Raw genomic sequence first — 17,275 nt, 5'->3', positions numbered from 1 at the left:
CGCCAAATTAGAATCAACCTTCCATATTCATCAACGCATTCATTCGAAAATCTTGTATGATTTGTTTGCAGCGTTCAGTGATTCGTGTGAGGCTTTCTCCAAATTTTTTTCCACCAAAAGCAGAATGGGCATTAGGACATTCCTTTTCATTGACTTGGACAATCATGTCAGGATTGATCCTGTTTTTACTGACCAAATCTTGGACGGCCACGGTAATATTTTTTAGAGCAATACAACCATCTTTCAAAAGATTTTGAGAGGCTTTTTCGATCACTATATTGTTTCCATTGGCATCGAGTAATGTTTTGATAAACTCTTGCATCTTCATGGAAGGAAGGCCTCGTCTTGTCATCCCAATTCGTTCCACTTGTAAAACAGCATCTTGCAAAAAAGAATATTCAGGGGTTCCTTTGAAAATATAAATAAGAACCGGAAGTTCTGTTTCCGTAAAATCCAACATGGCACCATAGAAGTATCTTGTTTCTACTTTTGCGAGTGGATGGAAATCTACCTTTTTATAATTTGCCAACTTTTCAATGGACTCATCCATAATACGATTTAAAGTTTGCGCCTTAGCAGCTTCCTTTTTTGCAGCGAGTTCTTGGAACTTGGATTTTAGTTGTTCGAGGAATGTTACTTCTTCGGTTAAAAATTTTGTGATATTGCCACGAAGTTTGAGTATTTGTAAATATCTTTGTTCGAATCCTGTTTGGTCGAAGGCTTTGGGATTCAGTTTTCCGTGTTCTTTATATTCAGATCTAATTTTTTCTAATATTGCTTTTGTTTCTGCTTCCGACAGTTCTTTCATTTCGATAGTTTCCAGTTTTCTATATCAAGTATGGTTTTATCCAAATCTTGCGCAAAATAAAGGGATGCGTTTTTTGCGTCTACGTACATCAATTGGTTTGCATACTGTAATTGTTTTACCTGAATGTCACTCTTCAGATTTAAAATATTCAATAATTGCAAACTCAGTTTTTTGAAGTCCTTAACAATTATATCGGAAAGTCTTTGCATTTCAAACAGATGGAGTCTGTTTAATTTTTCCTTATCCGATTCAATCAATTTCATTTCTTCCCTTTTTTCTGCGGGTGCTTTCGAAATATAATACGTAATAGGACGAGGATATGATGTCATTTCTTTGTGAAGGTCTACCATTTTGTCGATGGCTTCAAATACTTGTGCATCCATTTCCCGAGCAAAATTCCCCACGATGTTTTTATTTTCCGACGGATCACCAGTGAGTTCAAAGATTCTTGAGGATTGTAAATTGCGAATGATGGCTGTGACCCGTTCCCTATAGGTCGTTAATAATTTGATAAAATCTTCAATCTGTTGGAAGGCAGTTTTGTCATTCGATTCTTCCCCCACTTGTAAGTTGGGCTCTGCATCTGTTTTTTCTTCAGTCTCTGTGGGACTCGGTAAATCTGGAGTGTTCAGTAGACCTGCATGAGAGAGTGTTTCTTGAACTGGAGGAGGTTCCTCTCCCTCAAAGATATTTAAATCTACATCTTCGCGCATAAGATTTTCTTCTGGTGCTGACCCCGATTTTTCAATTTGAATTTCAGAAGGTTTATCGGTTGGATTGGATCTGTTTCCAAGTGCACCAACTAACTTTCCTAAAATGGGATTAGATTTTAGGTCTTCTGAGATAGGCGTAATGAGGGGAGCCGATTGCGGAGTTTGATGCGGTGATGATTTTGAGTCTTCCCCCACTGTTTGTGCGGGAGAATGTGGAACTAATTCAAAATGATTACCAACTAATTTTAAAATCTCAATTCTGCGTGTATCTTTATTAAAACGTAGGGCGTAACGGTTGTTATCCTTATCGATATACCTCTGTTGGATTTGGGAAATTGATAATTTAATGGGATCAATTTCTGAAATAGACTCAATTTTTATATAATGATATTTTGATTTTTCGGGAGTCACAGTCTTAAAATTTCCAACAAAGCTTCTGTGAAAGCATACGAGAGTAATACGTTCGGGTCAACTTCCTTCTCCCTAGAAATTAAACTTAAGGTAAAAAAATCATATCTGCTGAGTTCCATACGTTCGTAATGGCCAGATTCGCGTTTCCCAAAGGTTCCCGGTTCCATTCCCTCTACTTTTAGGGATAATATAGCCATTTTTGTGACAAGGCCTAGATCCAAATTTCTTTGTTTTAGGATTTCATAGAGTTCAGAATCGATCCAAATGAGAATAGGGAACATGGGTTTCTCCTAAGAAGTTGGGTCCGGGGAGGCCCGATTTGGTTCTCATTTTTTTCTCTTTCGCCTTGACCGGCAGAGTGGTACTCAAAAGATAAGTAAAAATTCCTCGTAGGGGACATTCCTTGGCTAATTTAAAATCATCTAAAAAAGACATTCGTAGAACTGCTCGTAGAAAAGCACGAAATGGTGAGGATCGCACTGAATTGCGTACTTATGCTCGCCTTCTCATCAAAGCAATTAAATCCGGAGACAAAACGGAAGCTCTTACTGTATTCTCAAAACTTGCTTCCAAGTTGGACAGAGCTGCAAAAACAAAACTGATTCATAAGAAAAATGCGGATCGTAAAAAATCACGTATGGCACTTCGTATTAACTCCATCGAGACAAAAGCCGCCTAACATTTGCTTTTAGCTAGAAGGAATGAGGCCACCATCGGTGGCCTTTTTTATTTCTAAATCTGATTTACAAAAATCACAACTCCGGTTCACTGGTCATTACAACGGGCGATTAGCTCAGCTGGGAGAGCAGCTGCCTTACAAGCAGCGGGTCGGCAGTTCAATCCTGTCATCGCCCAAACCGTTTTTCTTTTATCTTCACTTTTATTCCACTTCGTTGACACATTCCAAAAAGCAAAAAAGATAGACTTGCAGTGGGAATCCACGAGCTTTGATAGTATTGTATGCGATTTACGAAAGAGTATGATCTGTCCTCCCTGATGATTTCCATCTCCGGTGTTCGGGGTAAAATTGGACAAGGGTTTGGTTTAGACGAAGCATTGGCATTTTCAAAATCATTTGCTTCTATGATGAATGGAGGAACGGCTGTAATTGGTCGAGACTCAAGACCGAGCGGCCCGTATTTAGAATCACTTCTCACCTCTGCATTGTTAGCTTCTGGAAATTCTGTTTTAACCTTAGGTCTTGTTCCTACACCGACCACTAAAGCGGTTGTGAATCTGTCCAAAGCCAATGGTGGAATTATGATCTCCGCCTCTCACAATCCTATGGATTGGAACGCATTTAAATTCATTTCTAAAAAGGGATTTTTCTTTTCTGCAGAAGAAAATCGGAAACTCCTTTCTATCATTCAAAACGGGTCTTATCCGAAAGAACAAATTTCACCCAAAGGTTATATTGATTCTGGCGAAGATTATATTGATCTCCATTTATCTTCTGTTTTGAAACGAGTGAATGTCGCAAAAATTAAAAAGAAAAAATTCACCGTCTTTGTAGATGCCGTTGGTGGAGCTGGATCTTATGTGGTTCCTAAGTTTTTACAAATGTTAGGTTGCAAGGTAGTAGCACATAACTGTAATCCGGATGGAACTTTTCCAAGGCCCCCCGAACCAACTGCTGCTGCTTTAAAATCTGTAGAACCTTATTTTAAAAAATCCAAAGCTGAGATTGGTTTTGCTTTAGATCCTGATGCGGATAGACTCGTTTTATTTTCTCCCAAACGTGGGGCTGTTTCAGAAGAGTATACTTTGCCATTGGCACTTACTAACGCATTGTCTTCGGCAAAGAAAAAAGCAAAGGTAGTTGTGAACCTATCCACATCCTTTTTAAACGAAGAAGTTGGTTCTCGGTTTGGTGCGGAAGTCATTCGTAGCAAAGTAGGTGAAGCCAACGTTGTGGAAGAGATGATTAAAAACAAAGCAGTATTTGGTGGGGAAGGAAATGGTGGTGTGATAGACCCAAACATTCCTTCTTTTGGTCGGGACACTTTGTCCGGTATTGCTCATATTCTAAATTTGATGGCAGAAACTGGAAAAACAATTGATGCCCTATTGGATGAACTCCCATCCCTTTATATGGACAAACAATCCTTTCCTTTGGCAAAGGGAATGTCTTTAGAAAATCTTTATGAAAAATTTAAGTCAGAATTTTCTCCGAAAGTCATTTCAGAGAAAGACGGACTTTGGATGTATGTGTCGGATTCTTGGATCCATATACGCCCTTCGAATACAGAACCAATCTTTCGTGTCATTACTGAAACTAAATCCAAATTTGATTTGGAAACTACCTTAAAGAGGGTAAAACAATGTGTGGAATCGTAGGTTATTTAGGAAAAAGAGAGGCACTCCCTCTCATCATCAAAGGTCTGAAACGTCTTGAGTATCGTGGATATGACAGTGCCGGCGTAGCATTGTTAAATGGTGGACTGGAAATTGTAAAAAAGAAGGGGAAGGTTGTCGATTTAGAAAATGAAATCGGTGATCGTAAGTTGGTTGCTACTCTTGGAATTGGTCACACACGTTGGGCCACTCATGGCGAACCCAATGACCGCAATGCTCACCCGCATACAAGTTCTGACGGAAAACTAGCAATCATTCATAATGGAATCATTGAAAATTACGGTACCATCAAAAAAGAATTAGAAGCGAGTGGTCATAAATTCAAATCGGATACCGATTCTGAAGTTCTCATTCATCTTATCGAAGAGATTAAAAAACAAAACAATTGTTCTATTGAAGAAGCTGTTCGTCTCGCATTAAATGAAGTGGTTGGCGCTTATGCCATAGTCATCCTTTCTAAAGAAAATGAAAGGATGATGATAGCGGCAAGAAAAGGTTCTCCTCTTGTGATTGGAATTGGCGAAGATGAATACTTTGTGGCATCTGATGCAACACCTATCATTGAATATACGAACAATGTAACTTACCTCAATGACCAAGAGATGGCTATCATCAAAGATGGAAGTCTTGTTGTTAAAAACTTGGAAAACGTAACCAAAACTCCATTCATACAAAAATTAGAATTGGATTTGGAAGACATCGAAAAGGGTGGGTATCCACACTTTATGTTAAAAGAAATCTTTGAACAACCAAAGTCTGTTCGTGATGCGATGCGCGGACGTTTGGTTTCCAGAGAACATCATCTTTTCTTAAGTGGGATTGACCAATACCTAAATCGTTTTTTAAATGCAGATCGTTTGATCCTTGTGGGTTGTGGAACGTCTTGGCATGCAGGCCTTATAGGTGAATATTTATTTGAAGACCTCGCTCGGATTCCTACGGAAGTGGAATATGCCTCTGAGTTTCGTTATCGCAATCCCATTGTCACAGAAAGAGACGTGATCATTGCCGTATCTCAATCAGGAGAAACAGCTGACACACTTGCTGCCATTGAACTCGCAAAGTCTAAAGGTGCTTTGATTTTTGGTGTTTGTAATGTTGTGGGTTCGTCTATCGCACGTGCTTCCCATGCTGGTGCTTACCTCCATGCAGGCCCTGAGATTGGTGTGGCATCTACAAAAGCTTTCACATCACAAGTCAGTATCCTCACGATGATGGCATTGTACTTGGGATTAAAAAAGGGTTCTATATCTCTATCGGATTACCAAACACTACTTTTGGAATTGGATTCCATTCCGGACAAAGTAGCAAAAATTTTAACCAAAGATGATGATATCCGTAACATTGCAGAAAATTTCTATCGTGCATCTAACTTCCTTTATTTGGGACGTGGATTTAATTTCCCTGTAGCCTTGGAAGGGGCTTTAAAGTTAAAAGAAATTTCTTATATCCATGCGGAAGGATATCCGGCAGCAGAAATGAAACATGGACCGATTGCACTCATTGATGAAGATATGCCTGTAGTGTTTATCGCAACGAGAGATGGTTCTTATGAAAAAGTCATTTCGAATATCCAAGAAGTGAAAGCTAGGAAAGGAAAGGTAATTGCTATAGTGACAGAAGGGGATACGGATATAAAATCAATGGCTGATTTTACATTTGAAATTCCGAAAACGGCCGATGCACTAGTTCCACTACTTGCAGTCATTCCTTTACAACTTTTGTCTTACCATATAGCAATCCTTAGGGGATGTAATGTGGACCAACCTAGGAATTTAGCGAAATCTGTAACCGTGGAGTAAACAGTGAATCTCTTACTTGACGATTCCCAAAGAAATCCGTCTCTTCAACCCTTGTCTAGATTTCATTCTTTTTTCGAATGGAATCTGGGAGGTATCACCTTACTCGAAAAACTAGAACGTAAATATCCAGGGGCAAAAATATTTTATAAAGGCCCCGACCCATCCTTTGAAAAGCTAATCTTTCACAGATACCCTCATATACTACCGGCGAACCTGGAAACTTATGATTCTATTTATAGTTCCGATTCCTATTTGCCTTGGGAACTTTTGGGAACTGTGACGTCTATCATTGAAGATACATTGACTTTGGAAAAAGATTGGAAACGGTTTCGTCAAAAGTATAAAGCAAAACAATCGGGATTTCATATCATAGGAAAGGAAAAACATCTTTATATCCATCCACAGGCAACCGTGTATCCTGGGGTTGTTTTTGATACAACAGATGGTCCTATTCTCATTGAAGATGGAGCCAAAATTTCTTCCTTTAGTTTTTTAGAAGGCCCACTCTTCGTGGGAAAAAATACACAAATTGACAATGCTCGAATCACCGGTGGGTGTCTTATTGGAAACCAGTGCCGGATTGGCGGTGAAGTAGAAAATTCTATCATCCTTGATTATACCAACAAACACCATGAAGGTTTTCTTGGACATAGTTTTGTATCTACTTGGGTGAACTTAGGCGCCTTATCCACAACCAGCGATTTAAAAAATAATTATGGAATCATAAAACTAAAGATAGGTGATTCCATTATTAATACGGGAACCATTAAATTTGGATCATTGATAGGTCCATTTACAAAACTTGCCATTGGTGTGATGTCCAATACGGGAACCGTATTTGATATTGCGAGTAACATAGTCGAATCCAGGATCCAGGGTTATGTACCTGCGTTCACCTGGATTAAACCCGGCGGGCGTTACCGATTAGAAGAGTTTCTCTTCGATACAAAAAAAATCATGGCTCGTCGGGGTATGAATCTTTTTGAATTTGAAGAAGAGTATTTGAGAAAATTGTTCGGAAATCTTACGGAGTAAACATGACCCCCAGTTTGTTAGAACATATCAATTCTGGTAAAACAGTAGAAATTGATGATTTACGTTTTTTCTATCTGGATGAAGGAAAAGGGGAAGAGATCATACTTCTCCTTCCCGGTTTTCTGACTACATCGTATAACTACCGTAAATTGGCAAATTTGTTGTCCACTCACTACCGAGTGATTGCTCTGGATTTTTTAGGAACTGGATTTAGCACAAGGCCCGATGGTCCCCTTTCTCATAGGCTCCAAGCCCATTATTTGGCTCCCTTTTTAGAAAAAGTAGTGGGAGATAAAAAAGTGCATGTGGTGGCATTTGATTATGCACTTCCTATCCTTTGTTTTACTTTTAAAGAACATGCCATTCAATATAAATCCTTATCTATTTTAGGTGGGTTTATGAATTTGCCCAAATTTCATTTCTATTTTCCCTTACATTTTTTACGTTTGCCAATCATTGGGGAAGTTTTCTCTTTTTTATTTCGCCCACCACTCCTTCGTTTGTTTTATAAGTTGTTTTTGGTTAAAAAAACACATCACTTAACTTATGAGTGGGAAAAGACCATGTATCATTTGTTATTCGAAGGTAAGGCTCGCAAAAATACGTTGGAGTTTGTTCGAAATGTAGACAGATCGACTCACTCTCTACGGGAAATCGAAGAAGGAGCCAAAAACTTTGTAGGCCTTCGTCAAATTTATTTAGGGGATGAGGATTTCCGTATTTCCCCAAACCAAACAGAATACATGAAAGAAACACTTCGGACAAGTAGTCTTGTGATCCTTCCCTCCAAACACCTTCCTATGGAAGAATGTCCAGAAGTTGTTTATGAAAAACTCCACTACTTTGTAGATTCCTTCTCACATAAAAAAACAAAAACCTTTCATTTTAATAAACAGAACAAGGATTGATATGGAAAGAATTATCTCCAAGACAAACCCGCATACATCTGAATTTGTTGCTAATCGTACGGCATATTTGGAAACCATAGTTCCCGTTCGTAAAATCATCGAGCAAGTAAAGTTAGGTGGCGGGAAAAAAGCTCTCGAAAAACATAAATCGCGAGGAAAACTTACAGCAAGAGAAAGAATTGCCGAACTCATTGATGCGGGAACTGAGTTTATGGAGATTTGTGGTTTGGCTGGCGAAGATGTTTATTCTGATCCCGTTCCTTCTGCTGGAATCGTCACAGGAATTGGAAAGGTAGAAGGAGTAGACTGTATGATTGTTGCCAATGATGCTACAGTCAAAGGTGGAACTTACTATCCACTCACGGTAAAAAAACATGTCCGTGCGCAAGAAGTTGCGGAAAACAACTCCCTACCTTGTATCTATTTAGTAGATTCTGGTGGTGCATTTTTGCCCATGCAGGATGAAGTTTTTCCTGATAAAGATCATTTTGGACGTATTTTTTTCAACCAAGCACGTATGAGTGCCAAAGGAATCTCTCAGATAGCGGTCGTTATGGGGTCGTGCACTGCCGGTGGTGCGTATATCCCTGCTATGTCTGATGAATCAGTTATTGTCAAAGGAAATGGAACCATTTTTCTTGGTGGACCACCTCTTGTAAAAGCGGCTACAGGTGAAGTTGTCACCGGGGAAGAGTTAGGCGGTGCGGATGTTCACTGTCGCATTTCAGGTGTGACAGATCACTATGCAGAAGATGATTTTCATGCACTTGAGATCACTCGTTCTATTGTTAAAAATCTAAATTCCAAAAAAGAATCTATCCCGAAAGAAACAGAAGAACCCCTCTATCCTATAGAAGAAATATATGGAATCATCGAGAGAGATTCTAAAAAATCTTATGATCCCAGGGAGATCATTGCAAGGATTGTAGACGGATCACGTTTTCATGAATTCAAAAGACTGTATGCAACAACCATCGTGACTGGATTTGCCGAAGTCTATGGATATCCGGTAGGAATCATTGCCAACCATGGAGTTTTGTTTTCCGAGTCTGCACTCAAAGCATCTCATTTTATTGAACTTTGTGACCAACGACGAATTCCATTGTTATTTCTCCAAAACATCACAGGGTTTATGGTGGGAAAAAAATATGAAAACAATGGGATTGCTCGTGATGGGGCCAAAATGGTGAATGCGGTTTCCACAACCTCTGTTCCTAAACTAACGATCGTTACTGGTGGTTCTTACGGTGCGGGAAATTACGGAATGTGTGGTCGTGCATTTGCTCCTGAATTTTTATGGATGTGGCCAAATGCTCGGATCTCTGTGATGGGTGGAGAACAAGCGGCCAACGTTCTTTGGACTGTTAAAAAAGACCAAAAGGAAGCGGCGGGAGAGAAGGTCTCGCCAGAGGAAGAAGCCATCTTTAAAAAACCTATTTTAGAAGATTATGAAAAAAAATCTTCAGCAGTGTATAGTTCGGCTCGGCTTTGGGATGACGGAATCATTGATCCTGCCGATACAAGGAAAGTTTTAGGAAGGGCCTTGTCTATCCTTAGCAGAAGGAAAGAAGAAAGAAAACCATTTGGTGTCTTTCGAATGTAATTTTTGTCTTTTCATTTCCTTTTAGGATGCAAACTAACTACAAATGATCATTCACGAGAAGTCATCCAATCAAGTTGCCATCATATCCATTGAAGGCGAGGTTGATTTGTACAATGCAAAAGAATTGAAAGACATTCTGGATGACAAGATGCGTAGACATATATATGAGATTGTTGTGAATCTCGAAAAAGTTCCCTTTATGGATAGTTCAGGAATTGGGACTTTGGTGACAGCCATGTATAAACTAAAAAAATACCATGGGAATCTAAAGATCTGTAGTGTTCATGGATCTGTTGCAAAGGTGTTTAAACTTACCGGAATGGAAAGTCATTTGGAAGTTTTTGATTCAGAAGAAAACGCTGTCCTCTCTTTGGTAAAGGAAAGAGAATCAATCGAGTAACAAACGCATACGATTAAGGTAGCTGTAAACCTGCCTTTACTTTTTCCATCACATCCTTCCCTTCCAATATTTCTAAGATATATAAAGCAAATTCAAAAGCAGAACCTGGGCCAACACTCGTATGGACATGGTTATGTGATTCTATTCTTTGGCCTGTATGTTTCCCCCCTTTTCCTTTTGCCAAATCTTCGGAAGAAGGAAAAGCTGTATAAGGATCATCCCCTGAAATGATATCTAAATTACGTAAGGCACTCGGAGCCGCACAAATGGCTCCGATCAACTTCTTCGATTTTTGAAAGGATCTTAGAATGGAACTAATCTCTGGATCGGCCATCAGTTGTTTGGTTCCTTCGAGGCCACCAGGAAGAAGGATGGCATCAAACTCAAGTGGTTTAATTTCAGAAAAAACTTTGTCTGCTAAGTGGAGAGTCTTTCTTGCTGCAAGGATGGGATCTTTTGTTTTCCCACCGGATACCACTTCAACATTTCCTCTTCTTAGAACATCGATTAAAATGATGGCTTCCATTTCTTCAAAGCCGGTGCAAAGTGGGATAAAAACTCGTTTTGCCATAGAAAGACTAGTTTACCTTTGTACAAAATGTTCAAGTTTTTTTGTAAAAAAACGATCCCAAGAAATGAGAACTTTCCTGGAACTTTCAGGGTCTTATATTGTAGGAGATATAGTTAATTGTCTATGATTGATAAAAAAACGAATCCTTTACGTTACTTAGCGATTGCTTTTAGTTTTTTACTTCTGGGAACATTTTTGTCGCCCATCCTGACTTGCGGAAATTCTTCCGAAAATCCACTGCAGCTCAAAGCAGATGGAAATGATAAGTTGTCCCCGGCCCAAACACAAGCTGTGGCTTTGGAAGATGCCTTCCAAGAAGTATTTGATAAAGTGTCCCCGAGTGTGGTTTCCATTGCCACAGAACGGACGGTGAACGTCCAACAACATCCATTTTCTGGAGATCCATATTTTGATCATTTTTTTGGACGCCCCAATGGTGGATCGGGTCGAGTGATGAAACAAAAACAAACCGGACTAGGTTCTGGAATTGTTTTGAATGATGATGGTTATATTATGACGAACCACCATGTGATTAAAGACATGGATAAACTCACAGTGAAGTTTAAAAATCAAAAAACCTTTGAAGCCAAAGTGATTGGTTCGGATGAAACCATGGACATCGCCTTACTTAAAATAGATGCTCCCAAGGGAACACTTCGTCCGATTGTTCTTGCCGATTCCAATAAAGTAAAAGTAGGAAACTGGGCCATTGCCATTGGTGCTCCTCTTGGATTTGAACATTCCTTTACAGTGGGGGTTGTATCTGCGGTACAACGTGGTGGGATTGATTCTTCCGGCTTATCTTATATCCAAACCGATGCAGCCATCAACCAAGGAAATAGTGGGGGCCCACTTCTGAATATCCGGGGCGAAGTGATTGGAATCAATCGTATGATTGCCTCTCAGTCTGGTGGTTCTGTGGGGATTGGATTTACCATTCCGATTAACGAAGCCCGCAGGGTTGCAGAAGAAATCAAAACTAATGGAAAGGTAACTCGTCCTTGGATTGGTGTCGGTCTTGATGCGATCAATGAAGAAGACATCGAACAACTCAAACTGAAAGACAATAAAGGTGCCATTGTCCGCCAAATCATGAAAGGATCTCCTGCTGATAAAGCGGGTTTGAAATTGTTCGATGTGATTGTGGAAATGGGGGGAAAAGAAATCCAAACACCGGAAGAACTCATTGGTTTCGTACGGTCTGCAAAAATTGGAAAACGAATCGAGATAAAAATCATTCGAAATAAAAATGAAATCTTGACTTCCATCACTCCAGAGCAGAAACCCAATTGAGGTGAGTTTAAGAGAAGATTGGATCCAACCGGCCGAAGATGAACCAAGCCTTCGGCCTACAAAATTATCCGAATTTATAGGACAAAAAGAGGTTTTGGCCAATCTCTCGGTTTATGTTGAGGCGGCTCGTAAACGAAAGAGCCCCCTCGACCATGTTTTAATTTCAGGGCCTCCAGGCCTTGGAAAAACTACACTGGCCAATATCATAGCCAATGAATTGGCAGTTGCCTTCACTCCCACATCTGCCCCTGCGATCTCCAAAGGTGCGGACCTGGTTCGATTTCTCACTCTTCTCAAAACCAACGAAGTCCTTTTTATCGATGAGATTCATGGCTTTATCAAAAAGCAGGAAGAACTTCTGTATCCTGCGATGGAAAACTTCTTTGTGGATCTTGTGGTCGGTGAAGGAGTCACTGCCAATGCTCTCCAAATCCAACTCCAGCCTTTTACTCTCGTGGGTGCTACCACTCGGTCGGGCCTTGTCAGTGATCCCTTAAAATCAAGATTTGGAATCCATCTCAAGTTGGATTTTTATACGGATGAGGAAATGCAAATCATCGTGGATCGTTCTGCCAAACTTTTGGGAGTCGCTCTGAGAGATGGTGTTGCTTTTGAAATTGGAAAACGGAGTCGTAAAACTCCAAGGATCGCCAACCACCTCCTAAAGCGGGTTCGTGATTTTGCAGAAGTCAAAAACGAAACGTCTGTTAGTTTAGATACTTGTCGGTTTGCCTTTGACCGAATGGGAGTGGACCATCTGGGTCTCGATGCTGTGGATCGTCAAATTTTGGACATCCTCATCCATCGCTACGGTGGCGGGCCTGTGGGAATCAAACCCATTGCTGTCGTTCTCGGAGAAGAGGAACGCACCATTGAAGACACCTATGAGCCATTTTTAGTCCGAGTGGGTCTTATTGACCGCACACCACAAGGCCGGGTGGCAACGAAAAAGGCTTACGAACATTTGGGACTTGTGTATACTGGAAATACCGGGGAAAATCGCGAAAATGGCCCAACTCTCTTTTGATTTCCGATTGCCTGAAAAGGAAGAAGGGGAACGTAGACTTTTCTTCGCCTTCACTTTCGTTATCCTCATAGCCTCATTCGTTCTCGCTCATCTCATCACAAGAAATATGCTTTGGAAGATGTTGGCCGAAGAACAATCGGCAGAAATGTTAGGGCCAAAAGAACAAGAAAAAATCTACGAAGTTCTCGTTGAACAGCAGTTCATCAATCCAGACAAAAAAGACGAATACAAAGCACTCTCTAACAAGGATTCGTCGGGTGGTGGTGGCCTTACGGAAAAACAAGGGTTTCATACACTTACCCAGTTTCGCGAATTTATCATGGGTAGTTCTGCCTCTACTCCGAGCAAAGCTCAACCAAAATCGGAACAATCCAAAGAAGAAGAAATCTTCGAAGTAGGTATCTTTAAAGCAGATCCTAAAAGTAATTCAAATTCAGAAGAAAGTCCAAACCAATCTGCAAGTTCTGGGCAGATGACAAAAATTCCTTTTAACTATAGATTTCAGCAGGATTTTTTGTTTCGATGGGACGGAGCAAAAGCGCTTACCATTCCCACCAAACAACTCGCAGGTTATTATTATTTTAAGAATATGTTGAAACGAATTGAGGAATCCTTTGCCCCTCCTGGTGGTGGAAACTATGCCTATCGTGATATGGCAGGTGTTGTGGCAAGAGAAGGAATCAAAGAAGGCGAAACCAAAGTTTTATTTATGTTAAGCGAACAAGGGCAAGTGCTTGATGTGAGACTTGTAACTTCCCAAGGCCAAGTGGTAGTCGACCAAGCTTGTATGGATTCCATTCGAGGCCAAAACTTTGGCCCGGTTCCAGAAGAAGTCAAATCCAAAGGCCTTATCTTTGGGATCAACTTCATCTTTCCCGGAATCCGTTACTATCGCTAAGTTGTTAATCAGTCACTAAAGTACAGCCGTATTCTTTTGAAAGATACTTCGCGGTATTGGTCCGTCCGAGTCCCTTTACCGTTATAGACATATTTTCTTTGTCGAGTTTGAATTCGCTGATAGGAACCCACTGACGAGCAAAGTCATGACATTGGTCTTCTGAAAGTTGCATCACAAAGTAACAACTACAATACTCTTTCGAATAAAAACTAGAGATAATGGAAGGGAAACTGGAGAGATGTTTCCAGTTCCATTGTGCCCAAAACAAAATAAATAAAAACAACAAAGAAAGGATCACAGATATTTTTCTTTTCATAAGGTTACCGAATTACCGACTCTTTCACTAATTTTAAAAAATCATTTTTGATGAATGCCTTCTCGCGATCATCTCCAAACCGAACAATGATTAGGTCTAGGCTTGGAATCACATACAACATTTGTCCCCAGTGCCCAAGGCCAGCAAAGGTATCTTTTGGGGCATCCGGCCATGGTTCGTGAATTCCTCTTTCGGGAACTCCAGTGTTGGCATACCAGTGAGCCGTATAATTGTCTTGCGATAAGTCTTCTGAGTAAGGGGTGGATTTGTATCCAGGGGCAGGGGTTCTTGTAAATTGTATCCAACCTTCAGGTAACAGACGTTCGCCGTTCCAGATTCCATCATTTAAATACAGATAACCAATTTTTGCTAAGTCTTTGGCTGTCATATACAAGTAAGAGGATCCAACGTAAGTGCCAGAACCATCTCTTTCGAAAGTGACATTGGTGATTCCCAGAGGTTTGAATATTTTTTCGAATGGGAGTTTGTCATATTCTTCCGTCCCATATACTTTTTTCAAAATGGCCGAGAGAATATTGGTATCGCAACTAGAATAATACACCTGAGTTCCCGGTTCTGCACGAAGAGGAAGACCTGCACAAAAGGCACCCATATCTTTGCGGCCTCTTGTATACAACATGGCAATTACCGATGACTTTAAGGGACCACTTTCATATCCTTCTTCTCCCGCAAGTCCAGAGGACATATTGAGAAGGTGCCTAATGGTAATTTTTTTGTGTGCTTCATCGCGGCTCAGTGGTTCGTAATGATAATAACCTGGATCATCTAACTTAACGAGACCCTCTTTGACCGCAATTCCATACATAGTTTGTAAAATGCTTTTGGATACAGACCAAGTTAAATGGACTTTGTCTTCAGAGAAATTTCTTGCATACTTTTCATAAATGAGTTTTCCGTTTCTTAAAATGACAAGTGCATCGGTCCTTCTACCTTTTCTATCTGTTTCATCTCCAGTTCTTGTGAACGCATACTCTTCTACTAACCCCAGTTTGCTGGAAGATACCCCAACAGATTCAGGGGATACTACTTTCCAATTGGGACTTGGCCATTCGGGTTTTAGTCGAGTCTTTAGTGCGTTTACTTCTGGTTCACCACCGAAGGGGGAAAGGTCTTTGCCACAATGGACAAAAGCGAGTAATAGAAGGATAAAGATAAAACTTTGTTTCATAGAATTCCTGATTCAGATTCGTTTCAGAATTCTATGCGAGTCTTCATCGTTTGCAAAGGAAAAAAGAAAGGGATTATACTTTTTCTGCGTATCCTTTTAGTTTTTGTACCATAGAGAAAAGTCCGTTTCTTCTGGAGATCGAAAGAAATTTTGCAAGGCCTACTTCTTCGATAAAACCAAGCGAGGCATCCGCTATATCTTTCGGAGATTGTCCTGAAAACACGCGTATGAGAATAGCAATTAGACCTTTTGTGAGAGCAGTGTCACTATCCGCATCAAATTCTAATTTTCCTGCTTCTAGTTTTGGTGCTACCCAAACTCGTGATTGGCAACCGGGGACTATATATTCTTCTGTTCGTTTTTCATTTGGATAAGGAGGAAGTCCTTCACCTAACTCTATCAAATATTGAAACTTCTCTTCCCAATCTGTTAGGTCAGAGAATTCTGCTATGATTTCTTTTTGGATTTCCTCAATGGACTTACTCATGTTTGGCATCCGGAGTTGGGATCTCGGCAAACTTATCTTTTTTTCTCATATAAAACTTGTTAAAGTTTGCTGTGGTAAGATTTTTTAATTCCACACGATTCACTGTGGAGACCGTGAGTTCATACAATTCGTCATTGGATTTAAAAAAATAATCCATTCGAAGTTTTTCTTCCAAAGTATATTCAACATCGTTCCAAATTAATTTTTTGGCTTCGAAGTCTACATACAAACATTCCGGAGGTTTTATGAGAACATAACAAAACTCACCGGCCTTAGGAACACCTTTGTAAAATAATCCGCAGTGGGAAAAAGAAATGAATATGAGTAGAAAACAAAGGGTAATCTGGCTCGTGATCGTAAAACGTTTCCAAGAGTTTTTAGACATAAAACGAGAAAGTAGAGATAACAAACCAATCATTCTTTTTTTTCCGGTGTTAGATCTAGTTTGGTTTTGGCTCCCGGTTTTTCCACAATCATCTTCGCAATGAGGATAGGAATCTCCGCATTCTTTTTACCAGAAGAAAGGTAAAATTCTTCCAATAGATCAATTCCTTTTTGGGAAAGATTTTGTAAGTGAAAGATTGTGGCTTCCGTAATGATAGAAGTTTCGGTAATTCGATCGGGATTGTTTGACTTTGCTTGCCTGAGTAGTGACAAAGCACCTACATAATCTTTTTTATAATACTTTCCGAGGCCTCGTAAAAAATTCTCTTCTCTAGGTGTGAATTGAATTCCAGCTTTGTAACTTGGGTCTTTTGTAATTGTGATGAGTTTATCGAGTCCTGATGCATCACCAGCTAACATAGTATTGAAGGTGAGTAACCAAATATAAACCGTTTGAAACTCAGGGGAAAGTTTAGAACGATCCAAATTTCCATATTCGTTTATGAGAACTTGGGGTCTTTTGACGTGACGATGTGTTTCCCCAAGGAATAACAAAACTTTATTGTTTTCCCAATCATAAAAGGGAGACGAGGAGAATGACTCTGCTGTCCTTGCGTTCCAAAAAACAGAATCCAAAGTAGAATCTGCCAAAACTGAAGAACCAATAAAATCTTGGAATTCTGATCCTAAATGCAAAATCAAACTATCGTGATCAAAATAAATTCCAATTCTATATAAATTCCAAAATAAACTTCGCGCAATTAAATGAAAAGCAACTGGATCTGTGGGATCTTTTTCAGAATAGGTGGTCGCAATCGATTGGAAGTCTTCTATATCTTTTTCTTTCAGATTACCTGATTTCCAGAGTTCGATTGTTTTTTCTTTGGTTTTTTCTGCCCTGACACTTTGGTCTTTTGCAAAAAGAAAATAAATTTCTTTTCTATAGGTAAACCCTAACACGGACAGACCAAGCGCTAAAACCAATAAAATTAGCGGTGTCTTTGATTTCTTCTTTCTGTGCGGTTCGTACCGGGAGTAAATCGCCATCGTTGGTTCCCATTTTTTTTTGCCCTCC

The 17,275-nt window shown here is 39.9% G+C and carries 19 protein-coding genes and 1 tRNA gene; 11 read left to right on the top strand and 9 right to left on the bottom strand.

Annotated elements, in window-relative coordinates:
• Positions 1–13: 13 nt before the first annotated feature.
• From LEP1GSC195_RS11905 to LEP1GSC195_RS11895, 3 genes are read right to left on the bottom strand one after another with little or no spacing between them, the layout of a single operon-like run.
• Entirely contained in the window at positions 14–808 is a 795-nt protein-coding gene (locus LEP1GSC195_RS11905) for a hypothetical protein (protein WP_015680981.1), read from the bottom strand.
• Positions 805–1,932 carry an LIC_10450 family protein gene (locus tag LEP1GSC195_RS11900; RefSeq protein WP_015681632.1) on the bottom strand — a complete coding sequence of 376 codons (1,128 nt, stop codon included), beginning with the start codon at positions 1,930–1,932 and terminating at the stop codon, positions 805–807. Before LEP1GSC195_RS11900 ends, LEP1GSC195_RS11905 begins: the two co-directional genes overlap by 4 nt.
• Positions 1,929–2,213, bottom strand: coding sequence for a hypothetical protein (locus LEP1GSC195_RS11895; protein ID WP_015682190.1), 285 nt, complete (start codon positions 2,211–2,213; stop codon positions 1,929–1,931). Before LEP1GSC195_RS11895 ends, LEP1GSC195_RS11900 begins: the two co-directional genes overlap by 4 nt.
• Positions 2,214–2,335: 122 nt before the next feature.
• On the opposite strand from LEP1GSC195_RS11895, the gene rpsT reads away from it, so the two are divergent.
• The 8 genes from rpsT (at position 2,336) to LEP1GSC195_RS11855 (ending at position 10,035) form a co-directional block, all read left to right on the top strand.
• Positions 2,336–2,611: a 30S ribosomal protein S20 gene (gene rpsT, locus LEP1GSC195_RS11890; RefSeq protein ID WP_040506681.1), complete on the top strand. Its 276-nt coding sequence runs from the start codon at positions 2,336–2,338 to the stop codon at positions 2,609–2,611.
• A gap of 103 nt (positions 2,612–2,714) precedes the next feature.
• A tRNA-Val gene (locus LEP1GSC195_RS11885) sits at positions 2,715–2,787 on the top strand.
• 105 nt (positions 2,788–2,892) lie between these two features.
• Positions 2,893–4,269: a phosphoglucosamine mutase gene (glmM, locus tag LEP1GSC195_RS11880; protein ID WP_040506680.1), complete on the top strand. Its 1,377-nt coding sequence runs from the start codon at positions 2,893–2,895 to the stop codon at positions 4,267–4,269.
• The gene (gene glmS, locus LEP1GSC195_RS11875) at positions 4,254–6,089 is read left to right on the top strand and encodes a glutamine--fructose-6-phosphate transaminase (isomerizing) (RefSeq protein WP_015681593.1); all 1,836 of its coding nucleotides are present in this window, start codon (positions 4,254–4,256) and stop codon (positions 6,087–6,089) included. The genes glmM and glmS overlap by 16 nt, the downstream gene beginning before the upstream one ends.
• Before the next feature lie 3 nt (positions 6,090–6,092).
• On the top strand, positions 6,093–7,124 hold the full coding sequence (locus tag LEP1GSC195_RS11870; protein ID WP_015681668.1) for a GlmU family protein: 1,032 nt from the start codon (positions 6,093–6,095) through the stop codon (positions 7,122–7,124).
• Positions 7,125–7,126: 2 nt separating this feature from the next.
• A complete protein-coding gene (locus LEP1GSC195_RS11865; protein WP_015682663.1) occupies positions 7,127–8,032 on the top strand; it encodes an alpha/beta fold hydrolase in 906 nt (301 codons plus the stop codon).
• A 1-nt stretch (position 8,033) separates the two neighbouring features.
• Positions 8,034–9,635 (top strand): carboxyl transferase domain-containing protein, encoded by a 1,602-nt coding sequence (locus LEP1GSC195_RS11860; RefSeq protein WP_015680980.1) that lies wholly within the window; start codon positions 8,034–8,036, stop codon positions 9,633–9,635.
• Between the two features lie 43 nt (positions 9,636–9,678).
• Entirely contained in the window at positions 9,679–10,035 is a 357-nt protein-coding gene (locus tag LEP1GSC195_RS11855; protein ID WP_015681892.1) for an STAS domain-containing protein, read from the top strand.
• 13 nt (positions 10,036–10,048) lie between these two features.
• On the opposite strand, the gene LEP1GSC195_RS11850 is transcribed toward LEP1GSC195_RS11855, so the two are convergent.
• Positions 10,049–10,606, bottom strand: coding sequence for a DJ-1 family glyoxalase III (locus tag LEP1GSC195_RS11850; protein ID WP_015681969.1), 558 nt, complete (start codon positions 10,604–10,606; stop codon positions 10,049–10,051).
• Positions 10,607–10,729: 123 nt separating this feature from the next.
• On the opposite strand from LEP1GSC195_RS11850, the gene LEP1GSC195_RS11845 reads away from it, so the two are divergent.
• The 3 genes from LEP1GSC195_RS11845 to LEP1GSC195_RS11835 are packed head-to-tail and all read left to right on the top strand — an operon-like array spanning position 10,730 to position 13,824.
• Entirely contained in the window at positions 10,730–11,899 is a 1,170-nt protein-coding gene (locus tag LEP1GSC195_RS11845; protein WP_040506678.1) for a trypsin-like peptidase domain-containing protein, read from the top strand.
• 1 nt (position 11,900) lies between these two features.
• Positions 11,901–12,926: a Holliday junction branch migration DNA helicase RuvB gene (gene ruvB, locus LEP1GSC195_RS11840; protein ID WP_015681195.1), complete on the top strand. Its 1,026-nt coding sequence runs from the start codon at positions 11,901–11,903 to the stop codon at positions 12,924–12,926.
• Positions 12,907–13,824, top strand: coding sequence for an energy transducer TonB (locus tag LEP1GSC195_RS11835; RefSeq protein ID WP_015682326.1), 918 nt, complete (start codon positions 12,907–12,909; stop codon positions 13,822–13,824). Before ruvB ends, LEP1GSC195_RS11835 begins: the two co-directional genes overlap by 20 nt.
• Before the next feature lie 4 nt (positions 13,825–13,828).
• Here LEP1GSC195_RS11835 and LEP1GSC195_RS11830 read toward each other — a convergent pair whose 3' ends face one another.
• The 5 genes from LEP1GSC195_RS11830 to LEP1GSC195_RS11810 all read right to left on the bottom strand — a co-directional run bounded on the left by LEP1GSC195_RS11830 (position 13,829) and on the right by LEP1GSC195_RS11810 (position 17,160).
• Positions 13,829–14,140: a hypothetical protein gene (locus LEP1GSC195_RS11830; protein WP_015681675.1), complete on the bottom strand. Its 312-nt coding sequence runs from the start codon at positions 14,138–14,140 to the stop codon at positions 13,829–13,831.
• A gap of 4 nt (positions 14,141–14,144) precedes the next feature.
• Positions 14,145–15,329, bottom strand: a complete 1,185-nt coding sequence (locus LEP1GSC195_RS11825) for a serine hydrolase domain-containing protein (RefSeq protein WP_015681336.1) — start codon at positions 15,327–15,329, stop codon at positions 14,145–14,147.
• 73 nt (positions 15,330–15,402) lie between these two features.
• The gene (locus LEP1GSC195_RS11820; protein WP_015680689.1) at positions 15,403–15,816 is read right to left on the bottom strand and encodes a SufE family protein; all 414 of its coding nucleotides are present in this window, start codon (positions 15,814–15,816) and stop codon (positions 15,403–15,405) included.
• On the bottom strand, positions 15,809–16,201 hold the full coding sequence (locus LEP1GSC195_RS11815; protein WP_332248644.1) for a hypothetical protein: 393 nt from the start codon (positions 16,199–16,201) through the stop codon (positions 15,809–15,811). Before LEP1GSC195_RS11815 ends, LEP1GSC195_RS11820 begins: the two co-directional genes overlap by 8 nt.
• Before the next feature lie 29 nt (positions 16,202–16,230).
• Entirely contained in the window at positions 16,231–17,160 is a 930-nt protein-coding gene (locus LEP1GSC195_RS11810) for a hypothetical protein (RefSeq protein ID WP_015681354.1), read from the bottom strand.
• Positions 17,161–17,275 lie beyond the last annotated feature (115 nt).

Origin of the sequence: Leptospira wolbachii serovar Codice str. CDC (genome assembly GCF_000332515.2) — a bacterium.
GTDB lineage: Bacteria > Spirochaetota > Leptospiria > Leptospirales > Leptospiraceae > Leptospira_A > Leptospira_A wolbachii.
Note: the sequence above shows the minus strand (reverse complement) of the source record. Positions and strands in the feature narration are given on the sequence as shown.